Here is an 11,884-nt window from a genome sequence, read left to right on the forward strand (position 1 = left end):
ATTAACTTTTAATTGGGTTTTGCAGTTTCCGGAAACGAAAGAACAAAGGTTGTACCTTCGTTAATTATTGAAGTTACGTTGATTTCGATATGATGAAAAGAAGCAATACTCTTAGCAATAGCAAGCCCTAATCCCTGCCCTTCCTGATCTGAACTGATTCGGGTAAATCGGTTAAATATTTTTTCGATCTGAAAAACATCCATTCCAATACCAGAATCTGCAATAGAAATAAAATACTGATCATCCTGAAAACCATCTGAAATAATAATTCCGCCATTTTCTCTATTGTATTTGATCGCATTGGTAATCAAATTATAAATTAGAATATGAATTAGAGTCTTATTTCCTTTAAAACTAAAATTATGCTGCATGGTATTCGTGAAACTAAGCCCTCTGTCTTCTATTCTATCCTGAAGGTCTTCCTGCATATCTGTTACCATTTCTCCAAAATGAATTTCTTCATCAGTAGCATATTGATTATTTTCGATTCTGGAAATCAGCAGCAAATTATTGATGATCTTTTTCAGCATGTCTAAAGTTCGCAGTGAACCCGCAATTTTATCTACTGCATTATCATCCAAAGAATCATTTTGCAATAAATTTTCGAATTTGTTTTTTAGAAGTGCAATTGGCGTAAGAAGTTCGTGCGAAACATTAGAAATAAATTGTTTCTCTTTTTTAAAAAGTTCCGCAATACGATCCATCATTTGATTTAAAACAAAATCCAGTTCTCTAAAATCCCGCGATGCCGCTTTTATCGGAGTATGATCAAAAGCTTCAGGTTCGTTTACGCGTCTAATTTTAGTATCAATAATTTTATAAAAAGGTTTTAGCAGATATTCAATATAAAAGGTATCGGCCAAAAAAGTAATCAAAAGCACCACAACGAAAACAATAATAATAAAAAAACGAATAATAAATGTAAGGTCTTTTATTTCGCTGATACTACTTCCTATTTCAAGTTGATAGCCTTGATTTTCATAAGTAAAAAAGTGACGCAGAATTCGGTATTCATTATCCTCTCCTTCTATAACTCTGTAATCATTGCTAAAAGTAGTTTTCTTTTGAGTAGGTTTTGCAGCAGCTCTTGAAAGCACCAAAAATTCACTGTGCAGTGTAGAAAATTGAGAATAAGTATCGGTAGAATCGGCAGTGTTTTCTATAAAATCATTAATTTCATTTCGATTTAAATGATCAATAAACTTTTTCTCTTTTTCAACCAGACTATTATTAATATGCCGGTAAACTACTTTTTCAACCAAAATGGGTAGCATCAGCCACAAAATCAAGATTAACAACAATCTTGTTAATGCATTAAAAATAGCCAGTTGGTGTTTTATTTTCAAAGTAATTTCTTTTTAAGCATTAATACGATAACCAACGTTTCGAACTGTTTCAAACCAGCTGATATCGGTATGTTTATCAAGTTTTTTTCGGAGATTTCTAACGTGCACATCTATAAAATTCGAATCTGAATTTACTTCCAGAATATCGCCCCAAATATGTTCTGTGAGCTGTAATCTGGTAATTACACGATTTTTATTTAAAACTAAATATTGAAAAATATCAAACTCCTTTTTGGTTAAATTAATCGGAATGTCATCATAACTTACTTTATAATCCTGCAGCTGCAGACAAAATCCGTGTACGATTAAATCATTCATCGTATAACCGTGCATTCTGCGAATAACCGCAAACAAACGCGCACTAAGTTCCGTTAAAGCAAATGGTTTTGTCAAATAATCATCGGCACCAAGATGAAGCCCATTAATTCTGTCGTCTAATTCGCCGCGGGCCGTAATTACGATAACAGCCATTTTTGATTTTGTTTTACGAACTGCTTTTAGAATTTCAAAACCATCGCCGTCTGGCAGGCCAAGATCCAAAAGCATTGCATCATAATCGTTACTGTTGATTTCTTCGAGCGCATCACTGCAATTATGAGCAAGTTTGCACACATAACCGCCATTGCATAAAAAATCGTAAACTTCTACAGCTAGTTCTTTATTATCTTCAACAACTAAAATATTCATAACTATATAGGATTGTAAGCGCAAATAAAAGTAAGAAATTATAGAAAGTACTGTTGCGCCTTATTAAAATATTAACGTATTAAAAAAAGCTGATAAATTTCTTTACCAGCTTTCCATCATCTGCATTTTTCTAATTACCCTTTCTGTTTTACTGCCCTTGTCATGTTTTTTGATAGTAAAACAAAATTTGCATTTATTTTTTCATTTTTGCAGTTTCTGTTTTAGAGGCTTCTTTTTTCTCTGTTTTAGCTTTTTTATCTGATTTTTTATCTGATTTTTTTTCAGCTTTAGCTTTTGGTTCTTTAATCGCTTTTACCTCTTTTGCAGGACCAACTTTTACTGCCGGAGGAAATGCATGTACCATTGCGCTTGTTCCTAAAACTGCTACGAGTAACATTAAAAAATTTCTCATGATTTCTATTGATTTAATTAATAACCTTTTAATTATAGACCAAATTTACCCCTGTAAAATGAAGAAAAAATGAAGAATACTGGCGTCATAAAAACTTTAACTTGATATTAACGAATGCCTTTTTTTCACCATATAAGTTATATAAGTAAATGTAAGCAAGATATCTTTAAATGAACTTATATAACTTATATGGTAAAAAAAGATTCTGTTACAAAACTTAACTATTTAAATTCGAAAAACAGAATCGATTTTAAACTCAATTGATTATTTTTACGGACTAAATTTTTTTATATGTCAACTCAAAAACGTCTTTTTCTTCTCGATGCCTATGCATTAATTTTTCGCGGATATTATGCTTTTATCAAAAATCCGAGAATAAACTCAAAAGGAATGGATACATCTGCAATTATGGGTTTTATGAACTCACTTTTGGATGTTATTAAAAGAGAAAAACCGGATCATTTAGCAGTTGCTTTTGATAAAGGAGGAAGTCATGTACGTACAGAAATGTATGTAGAATATAAAGCCAATCGAGACGAAACTCCCGAAGCAATCAGAATTGCAGTTCCTTATATTCAAGAATTACTGCGCGCTATGCATATTCCTATTATAGAATCTAATGGTTGTGAAGCCGATGATTTAATTGGTACAATTGCAAAACAAGCCGAAAAACAAAACTACAAAGTCTTTATGGTTACGCCTGATAAGGATTTTGCACAATTGGTTTCTGAAAATATTTTCATGTACAAACCTGCCCGTATGGGTAATGGAATTGAAATTTGGGGAATTCCTGAGGTTCTAGCCAAATTTGAAATCGAAAGACCAGAACAGGTAATTGATTTTCTTGGAATGATGGGCGATGCTGTCGACAATATTCCGGGACTTCCTGGTGTTGGTGAAGTTACCGCTAAGAAATTTTTGAAAGAATTTGGAACAATGGAAAATCTTTTGGCCAATACGCATTTGCTAAAAGGAAAAATGAAAGAAAACATTGAAGCTAATAAAGAAAAAGGTATTCTTTCTAAAAAACTAGCTACAATTATTATTGACTGCGATGTTACCTTTAATGAAGAAGATTATGAGTTAACTCGTCCTGATATCGAAAAAACAGACGCTATTTTTCAGGAATTGGAATTTAGAAGAATGGCGGAACAATTTGATAATTTATTTAAAGTTGGTGGAACTGCCGAAACTGCGAGCGCACCAGCTGATGCCAAATTATATAAAAAACCACAACCAAAAAATGAAGATCAATTTGATCTTTTTGGTGGTGGAAATACTGATGGAGAAAATACAGAGCAAGCAAGAACTTCATTTTACGAGACTTTAGAAACTACACCTCACTCCTACCAAGCAATTGAAGGTGATTTAGGAGTAAAATTGCTTTTACAGAACCTGCAAAAACAAACTGCGGTATGTTTTGATACTGAAACGACAGGTTTGGATGCTTTGCATGCAGAATTGGTTGGAATTTCTTTCTCTTATGAAAAAGGAAAAGGCTTTTATGTTCCGTTTCCGGAAAGTCAGGAAGAAGCACAAGTTTTAATTGAAAAATTTGTTCCGTTTTTTGAAAATGAAAACATTGAGAAAATTGGTCAGAATTTAAAATACGACTTGAAGATTTTATCGAAATACGGAGTTACTGTAAAAGGAAAACTTTTTGATACGATGATTGCGCATTATTTGATTAATCCGGATATGCGTCATAATATGGATATTTTGGCTGAAACGTATTTAAAATATTCTCCAAAATCTATTGAAACTTTAATTGGCAAAAAAGGTAAAAATCAAATCTCAATGCGTGATGTTGCTCTTGAAGAAATCAAGGAATATGCTGCAGAAGATGCCGACATTACGTTACAATTAAAAGAAGTTTTTACATCTGAATTAGACAATACCGAAACTAAAAAATTATTTGACGAAATCGAAATTCCGTTAGTAAGTGTTTTAGCCGATATGGAAACCGAGGGAATTCGTCTTGATGTAGAGTTTTTAAGCGCAATGTCTAAAGAAATGGATGTTGAAATTAAATCTTTGGAACAAAAAATTTACGAAACAGCTGGAGAAAAATTCAATCTGGCTTCACCAAAACAATTGGGAGATATTTTATTTGATAAAATGAAAATTGGTGGTGCCAAACAAAAGAAAACTAAAACCGGACAATACGCAACCGGTGAAGAAGTTTTGACTTATCTGGCAAATGACAACCCAATTGTAAAAGAAATTTTGGACTGGCGCCAAATGGTAAAATTACAGAGCACTTATATTTTGGCTTTGCCGGAACAAGTGGACAAAAAAACACTTAGAGTTCATACCGATTACATGCAAACCGTTGCCGCTACGGGACGTTTGAGTTCTAATAATCCGAACTTGCAGAATATTCCGATTCGTACTGAAAGAGGTCGCCAGATTCGTAAAGCTTTTGTGGCACGCGATGAAAACCACACTTTAATATCTGCCGATTACTCGCAAATTGAATTAAGAATTATTGCTGCTTTGAGTGGCGAAGAAAATATGATAGCCGCTTTTCAAAACGGAGAAGATATTCACCGAGCAACTGCGTCAAAAGTTTTTGATGTTGCTTTAGAAGAAGTTTCACGCGAACAAAGAAGTAATGCGAAAACGGTAAACTTCGGAATTATATACGGTGTTTCTGCTTTTGGATTGAGCAGCCAGACTTCATTATCAAGAAGTGAAAGCGCCGCTTTAATTGAAGCTTATTATAAAACATACCCAAGATTAAGATCTTATATTAATGAGCAAATAGAATTTGCACGCGAAAAAGGATATGTACAGACTATTCTGGGTCGTCGCCGTTACTTAAAAGACATTAATTCTGCAAATGCAGTTGTAAGAAGTGCAGCAGAACGAAATGCAGTAAACGCACCAATTCAGGGAAGCGCTGCCGATGTGATTAAAATTGCCATGATTAACATTCATAAAAAATTAAAAGAAGAAAACTGGAAATCTAGAATGCTGCTACAGGTACATGATGAGCTTGTGTTTGATGTTCACAATGATGAACTCGAAAAAATTCAGCCAATGATTAAACACGAAATGGAAAATGCATTTTTAATGGCAGTTCCTTTGGAAGTGGAATTAGGATTGGGTAAAGATTGGCTGGAAGCACATTAATATTAATTTCAGATTTTAGATTGTTGACTTTAGATTTGAAAAACATCTAAAATTGAGACATAAAAAAACCATCAGTTTCTGCTGATGGTTTTTCTTTTTTATTTTTTTCGAGTTGATTCTCTTTCTTTCAATTTTGTTTTGATGACAATCGTTTCGTAATTTGAAGTTTCTTCTTCCGATTCTTCTAATCTTTCGATTAATTTTTTGGCAGCAACTTCGCCAATCTCGATTCCGTGCTGACTTACTGTTGTTAAACTTGGCGACAAACGTCTCGAAGCTAAAATTCCGTCAGCAAAACCTATTATCGAAATATCTTCTGGAACTCTGTATCCTTTTTTCAAACTAACTCTTAATGCAGCAACTGAGTCATTTTCATCCAAAGCAAAAATTCCGTCGATTTTATTATCAAAAAGAACATCCAATTTACTTTTCATTTCATCTTCAGAATCTGTTCTAATAATAATTTTTTCGTTTACCGGAATATTATTATCTTTTAATGCTTTTAGATATCCATCTGCTCTCAATTTACCCACACTTAAATTATCTACAGAAGAAATAAGGGCAATATTTTTACATCCTAAATCAATTAAATGCTGTGTAGAATTTAAAGCCGAATCAAAATCGTCAACTACAACTTTATCGCATTCTACTTCATCAGCAATTCTGTCAAACATTACTATAGGAGTTCCATCATTTATAATAGCCGAAAAATGATTGTAATCCTGAAGTTTTTGCGCTTCCTGAGAAACAGATAAAATGAAACCGTCTATTGTTCCATTACTCAACATTTCAAGCGTGTGTACTTCTTTTTCTAAAGATTCATTAGAAATACACGTAATTACATTATAACCTTTTTTATCGGCAACTTTTTCAATACCGCTAAAAACCTTTGCAAAAAAGGAGTTTAATATATTAGGTATAATTACTCCGATCGTTTTGGTTTTACGATTCTTCAAATTCAAACCAATAACATTCGGTTTATAATTTTTGAGTTTGGCATACTCTTTAATCTTCACCTTTGTTTGTTCGCTGATTTCAGGGCTGTCATTTAACGCTTTAGAAACTGTCGACACAGAAACACCAAGTTCTTTCGCTATTTGTTTTAGAGTTGCTTTAGCTTTCATCCAATTGAATTTTATGTAATTAATACAAATATAATAGAATTACTGAAATTACAACAAAAACTACTGAAAAGCAGTGCTAAAATTGAGAATCATTTTACTTAGAAAACAAGTTTTTAAAAAAGAATCATTTGATATTTAAATTAGAAAAGAATCTTTATTATTAAGTAATAACTTACTTAATAGCTGTAAATATGTTAAAAAAAGATTACACTGATAAAAAAAATTATGAAAAAATTATTATTTCCGTTTTTTAAATAATAAGTAATTACAAGTGTTTTTTATTAAGAATTAACAAATAAATACATCTAAAACGCAACAAAACTAAGTTTTTTAATAATTATGTTAAAGAATTTTATTACAATTTTTAACGTATCTTTAATATAAATGATGCTAAAAAAAGAAAAAAGCAAAATAATTCAAAAACCGCATCTCCAAAAATTTCGTTAATAAGTTAAGACCAATGTTATTAACCTTATAAAAATCTATTATTATGAAAAACGAAGTTAAAATTCATGAAGTTGATCCTTCATTGAATAGCAGAAGGAGCTTTCTTAAGCTCAGTGGATTAACATTAGTGACCACCGGTTTGGTCTTGGCTGGTTGCAGCAACAATGATGATGATAATGATATGGAGGATACTTCTCTGCCTGGAGTTAGAAATGGTGTGTTTGATTTAGGCTCCGGTGATTTTGGAGTACTGACTTACGCTTATGCTTTAGAGCAGTTAGAAGCAGACTTTTATACTAAGGTAGTAAATGGCAGTATGTTTAATTCTGCATTCAGTTCTTTAGAACGAGAAGTCTTAACCGATTTATACCATCACGAAGTAGTACATAGAGATTTTTTTAAAGCAGCATTGACCGGAGCACTTCCTGATCCTAGTTCACAATTACTGCCTACTTTGGCTTTTAATTATGGTTCTTTAAATTTTAATAGTCGTAACGAGGTATTAGCAACTGCAAAAGCACTTGAAGATACAGGAGTTGCAGCTTATAATGGCGCGGGAAGATTAATTAAAAGTCCTGATTATTTATTATTAGCCGGAAAAATTGTTTCTGTAGAAGCAAGACATGCTTCTGCAATACGTAGTTTGATTAATCCAAATTCTAAAGATTTTGCTGGTGACGATATTGTAAGCGATTCAACCGGGTTGGATGTAGCTAAAGATCCTTCAAAAATTTTACCAGTTGCGGGAGGATTTATTACAACAAAATTTACCGCTAAATATCTACCTTAATACTAACCAGCTTAATACTTAGAAATTATGAATATTTTAAAATTAATAGAATCCTTCACTGATGATAATTTAATGAAAAGCACGGGTTCTCGCAGAGACAGTTTTTCACAGTTTGGAAATATCGGAAAAAATCTGGCGCTAGCATCAATTCCATTCGGATTATCAGCTCTTGCCAATAAAGCAATGGCAAAAGATATTACTGCAACTCCTGCAACTCCTATTGGAGCTTTGCAATTTGCATTGACCTTAGAATATCTTGAAAACGAATTTTACGCTATGGCATTAGATTCCGGAGTAATTCCGGCTTCTGAAAATGGCGGACGCGATTTAAAAGTTTTTCAGCAGATCGCTGCGCACGAATCAGATCACGTAAAATTTTTAATTGCAGGATTAGGCGGTACAGCAAGTGCCAATTTTGTCCCAAAACCTACTTTTGACTTTACTGTTGGTGGTGCATTTAATCCTTTTGGAGATTACCCAACATTTTTAGCATTAGCACAAGCTTTTGAAGATACAGGTGTTAGAGCATATAAAGGTCAGGCAGCAAACTTAATTACTACACCTGATTTATTAACTGCTGCATTGCAGATACATTCTGTAGAAGCACGTCATGCCTCTGAGGTACGAAGACTTCGCGGTTTAAAAGGATGGATTTCTAATGCCGAAAGAGGTGCAGGAATGCCTCCTGCAACACAAGCCGTTTATGATGGCGAGGGAGTAACTATGCAGGCAGGATTTAATACTGCATCTGCATTTGGAGCTGCCGCTGGATCAGAAGCTTACGATGAGCCTCTGACTACGCAACAAGTAGTTGACATTGCAAATATATTTATTGTTTAACAAAACAATTCTAAATATTGAACCGCCTTCACTTTATTGTGAAGGCGGTTTTTTTTTATTGTTTTAAATTAAAAACATAACCCCTGATTTTCAGCATATAAAATATTCTTTTAAGGTATTTGGTTTTAAAATAATTAATTGTACTTTTGCATCCCCTTTATTGGGGATGGAATGTTTAATTAAAATAATATTATGGACGCATTAAGCTACAAGACAGTTTCAGCTAGCAAAGCCACAGTAACTAAAGAGTGGATTGTTGTTGACGCTGAAGGTCATAACTTAGGACGTCTTGCTTCAAAGGTTGCAATGATCTTAAGAGGTAAGTACAAGCCAAGTTACACACCGCACGTTGACTGTGGAGATAACGTAATTGTTATCAACTCAGAAAAAATTAACCTTACAGGTACAAAGATGAATGACAAAATTTACATGCGTCATACAGGTTACCCAGGAGGACAAAGAACTTTAACTGCTAAAGTATTGCAATCTAAAAACCCTGCATTATTAGTAGAAAAAGCTGTAAAAGGAATGTTACCTAAAAACAAATTAGGAGCAGAACTTTTTAGAAATCTAAATGTTGTTGTAGGATCTGAGCACAAACAAGCAGCTCAAAAACCTAGAACTGTTAACCTTAACGATCTTAAGTAATGGGAGTTATTCACAAAATCGGTAGAAGAAAAACCGCTGTTGCACGTGTATATGTTTCTGAAGGAACAGGAAAAATCACTGTAAACAAAAAAGAATTCGCAACTTACTTTCCAACTGCAACTTTACAATACAAAGTTTTACAACCAATGTCTATGACAGAAAATGTAAACAACTTTGATGTAAAAGTAAACGTTTACGGAGGTGGTTCAACTGGTCAGGCAGAAGCTGTAAGAATGGCATTAGCTCGTGCAATGTGCGAAGTAAATGTTGAAAACAGAGGAATCCTTAAACCAGAAGGTTTATTAACAAGAGATCCAAGAATGGTTGAACGTAAGAAATTCGGTCAGAAGAAAGCTCGTAAGAGATTCCAATTCTCTAAACGTTAATATTACCTATCTTGTTCAGATGGGACAAGACATACTCAATTATTTATTGAAATTAAAAAACACAGTTATTGTTGCTCTCCTACCGAGGTAGGAAATAGTTTAGCATCTAAATGTATAAAGCCTGGGAAACCGCCATTTATACATTGCTAATCAACAGAACGTAAACTAGTACAAAAATGGCAAACAAAATAGAAGTTAAAGACTTACTAGAAGCAGGTGTTCACTTCGGACACATGACTAGAAAATGGGATCCAAACATGGCTCCTTACATTTATATGGAGCGTAATGGTATTCACATTATCAATCTATATAAAACAGCAGCTAAAATTGAAGAAGCTAACGAAGCTTTGAAAAAAATCGCTGCATCAGGTAGAAAAATTTTATTCGTAGCTACCAAAAAACAAGCTAAAGACATCGTTGCTGATAAAGCAAAAGCTGCAAACATGCCTTACATCACTGAAAGATGGCCTGGTGGAATGCTAACTAACTTCGTAACTATCAGAAAGGCAGTAAAAAAAATGTCTTCTATTGATAAAATGAAGAAAGATGGTACTTTCATGACTCTTTCTAAAAAAGAGCGTTTACAAGTTGATCGTCTTCGTGCTAAATTAGAAAAAAACTTAGGTTCAATTGCTGATATGTCTAGACTACCTGCAGCATTGTTCGTAGTAGATATCAAAGCTGAACATATCGCAATAAAAGAAGCACAAAAATTAAACATTCCAGTTTTCGCAATGGTTGATACGAATTCTGACCCAAGAGAGGTTGATTACGTTATTCCTGCAAATGATGATGCTTCTAAATCAATTGACAAAATTTTATCTTTAGTAACTGCTGCTGTAATCGAAGGTCTTTCTGACAGAGGTTCTGAAAAAGAAACTGAAGTTGCTGCCGAAGAAGCTCCTGCTGTTGAAGCTGAAGCTGCTCCTGCTACTGAAGAATAAATCAAACTTTAAATTCCAATTTTAAATTCCAAAATCCAAAATAAAATTAAAAACATTATGTTGATAATTTAATAAAATTGGAATTTGGGATTTAAAAATTGGAATTTTTACTTTTAACATTAAAATTCAAAATATTATGGCAACAATTACTGCTGCAGACGTAAATAAATTAAGACAAACTACAGGTGCCGGAATGATGGACTGTAAAAAAGCTTTAGTTGAAGCTGATGGAGATTTCGATAAAGCTATACAAGTCCTTAGAGAAAAAGGACAAAAAGTTGCTGCTAACCGTTCTGACCGTGAGTCTTCTGAAGGAGCTGCTGTTTCTTTTATCAATGCAGACAATACTAAAGGAGCTATCATTACTTTAAACTGTGAAACTGATTTCGTAGGGAAAAATGAAGCTTTCGTATCTTTAGCTAAAGCTTTAGTTGAAAAAGCAATCAATTTCTCTTCTAAAGAAGAATTTTTAGCTTCAGATTTCAACGGAATTACTGTTGCTGAAAAATTAATCGAGCAAACTGGTGTAATCGGTGAAAAAATCGAAATCGGTGGTTTCGAAATTTTAGAAGGAGCTTTCGTTGGATCTTACGTTCACGTTAACAAAATTGCTGCTTTAACAGCTATTTCTGCAAAAGTTGACAACGCTGAGACTTTAACAAAAGACATCTCTATGCAAGTTGCTTCTATGGGAGCTGATACATTATCTTACAAAGATTTTGATCCTGCTTTTGTTGAATCTGAACTTGCTGCTCGTATTGCTGTAATCGAAAAAGATAATGAAGAAGCTAAACGTTTAGGAAAAACTTTAAAAAATGTTCCTAAATATATTTCTTTCTCTCAATTAACTCCAGAAGTTATCAAACAAGCTGAAGAAGATGCTAAAGCTGAATTAAAAGCTGAAGGTAAACCAGAACAAATCTGGGATAAAATTATTCCTGGAAAAGTACAGCGTTTCATCTCTGACAATACTACATTAGATCAAGAGAAAGCTTTATTAGACCAAAACTTCATCAAAGATGACAGTAAAAAAGTTAGTGATTACGTTAAAGGATTCAACGTTGAAATTACAGGTTTCAAAAGAGTTACTTTAGGTTAATATATTATTTTTTCAATACAAAAAAG

Annotated in this window: 11 protein-coding genes; 7 read left to right on the forward strand and 4 right to left on the reverse strand. The window is 33.3% G+C overall.

From position 1 onward, the window contains the following. Window positions 1-8 precede the first annotated feature (8 nt). The 3 genes from EV144_RS07495 to EV144_RS07505 all read right to left on the reverse strand — a co-directional run bounded on the left by EV144_RS07495 (window position 9) and on the right by EV144_RS07505 (window position 2,445). Entirely contained in the window at window positions 9-1,346 is a 1,338-nt protein-coding gene (locus EV144_RS07495; RefSeq protein ID WP_243854637.1) for a sensor histidine kinase, read from the reverse strand. Window positions 1,347-1,358: 12 nt separating this feature from the next. Next, window positions 1,359-2,033, reverse strand: coding sequence for a response regulator transcription factor (locus EV144_RS07500; protein WP_134147631.1), 675 nt, complete (start codon window positions 2,031-2,033; stop codon window positions 1,359-1,361). A 193-nt stretch (window positions 2,034-2,226) separates the two neighbouring features. Next, on the reverse strand, window positions 2,227-2,445 hold the full coding sequence (locus EV144_RS07505; protein WP_134147633.1) for a hypothetical protein: 219 nt from the start codon (window positions 2,443-2,445) through the stop codon (window positions 2,227-2,229). Window positions 2,446-2,736: 291 nt separating this feature from the next. Here EV144_RS07505 and polA point away from each other — a divergent pair, with 291 nt between their 5' ends. After that, window positions 2,737-5,580, forward strand: a complete 2,844-nt coding sequence (gene polA / locus EV144_RS07510; protein WP_134147635.1) for a DNA polymerase I — start codon at window positions 2,737-2,739, stop codon at window positions 5,578-5,580. 98 nt (window positions 5,581-5,678) lie between these two features. Here polA and EV144_RS07515 read toward each other — a convergent pair whose 3' ends face one another. Beyond that, window positions 5,679-6,704, reverse strand: a complete 1,026-nt coding sequence (locus EV144_RS07515; RefSeq protein WP_134147637.1) for a LacI family DNA-binding transcriptional regulator — start codon at window positions 6,702-6,704, stop codon at window positions 5,679-5,681. 490 nt (window positions 6,705-7,194) lie between these two features. On the opposite strand from EV144_RS07515, the gene EV144_RS07520 reads away from it, so the two are divergent. From EV144_RS07520 to tsf, 6 genes are all read left to right on the forward strand, one after another. Continuing rightward, window positions 7,195-7,941, forward strand: coding sequence for a ferritin-like domain-containing protein (locus EV144_RS07520; RefSeq protein ID WP_134147639.1), 747 nt, complete (start codon window positions 7,195-7,197; stop codon window positions 7,939-7,941). A gap of 27 nt (window positions 7,942-7,968) precedes the next feature. Beyond that, complete coding sequence (locus tag EV144_RS07525) at window positions 7,969-8,781, forward strand: ferritin-like domain-containing protein (protein WP_134147641.1); 813 nt, start codon at window positions 7,969-7,971, stop codon at window positions 8,779-8,781. Between the two features lie 192 nt (window positions 8,782-8,973). After that, window positions 8,974-9,429 (forward strand): 50S ribosomal protein L13, encoded by a 456-nt coding sequence (gene rplM / locus EV144_RS07530; protein WP_134147643.1) that lies wholly within the window; start codon window positions 8,974-8,976, stop codon window positions 9,427-9,429. Beyond that, window positions 9,429-9,815, forward strand: coding sequence for a 30S ribosomal protein S9 (gene rpsI / locus EV144_RS07535; RefSeq protein WP_134147645.1), 387 nt, complete (start codon window positions 9,429-9,431; stop codon window positions 9,813-9,815). Before rplM ends, rpsI begins: the two co-directional genes overlap by 1 nt. Before the next feature lie 176 nt (window positions 9,816-9,991). Further along, window positions 9,992-10,759, forward strand: a complete 768-nt coding sequence (gene rpsB, locus EV144_RS07540; RefSeq protein WP_134147647.1) for a 30S ribosomal protein S2 — start codon at window positions 9,992-9,994, stop codon at window positions 10,757-10,759. A gap of 136 nt (window positions 10,760-10,895) precedes the next feature. Further along, window positions 10,896-11,858 (forward strand): translation elongation factor Ts, encoded by a 963-nt coding sequence (tsf, locus tag EV144_RS07545; protein ID WP_134147648.1) that lies wholly within the window; start codon window positions 10,896-10,898, stop codon window positions 11,856-11,858. Window positions 11,859-11,884 lie beyond the last annotated feature (26 nt).

This window comes from Flavobacterium sp. 270 (assembly GCF_004368785.1).
Lineage (GTDB): Bacteria > Bacteroidota > Bacteroidia > Flavobacteriales > Flavobacteriaceae > Flavobacterium.

Coding starts and splice junctions, on each gene's coding strand:
- EV144_RS07515 (WP_134147637.1), bottom strand. CDS start 6,704: ATGAAAGCTAAAGCAACTCTAAAACAAATAGCGAAAGAACTTGGTGTT.
- EV144_RS07505 (WP_134147633.1), bottom strand. CDS start 2,445: ATGAGAAATTTTTTAATGTTACTCGTAGCAGTTTTAGGAACAAGCGCA.
- tsf (WP_134147648.1), top strand. CDS start 10,896: ATGGCAACAATTACTGCTGCAGACGTAAATAAATTAAGACAAACTACA.
- rpsI (WP_134147645.1), top strand. CDS start 9,429: ATGGGAGTTATTCACAAAATCGGTAGAAGAAAAACCGCTGTTGCACGT.
- rplM (WP_134147643.1), top strand. CDS start 8,974: ATGGACGCATTAAGCTACAAGACAGTTTCAGCTAGCAAAGCCACAGTA.
- EV144_RS07525 (WP_134147641.1), top strand. CDS start 7,969: ATGAATATTTTAAAATTAATAGAATCCTTCACTGATGATAATTTAATG.
- EV144_RS07500 (WP_134147631.1), bottom strand. CDS start 2,033: ATGAATATTTTAGTTGTTGAAGATAATAAAGAACTAGCTGTAGAAGTT.
- rpsB (WP_134147647.1), top strand. CDS start 9,992: ATGGCAAACAAAATAGAAGTTAAAGACTTACTAGAAGCAGGTGTTCAC.
- EV144_RS07520 (WP_134147639.1), top strand. CDS start 7,195: ATGAAAAACGAAGTTAAAATTCATGAAGTTGATCCTTCATTGAATAGC.
- polA (WP_134147635.1), top strand. CDS start 2,737: ATGTCAACTCAAAAACGTCTTTTTCTTCTCGATGCCTATGCATTAATT.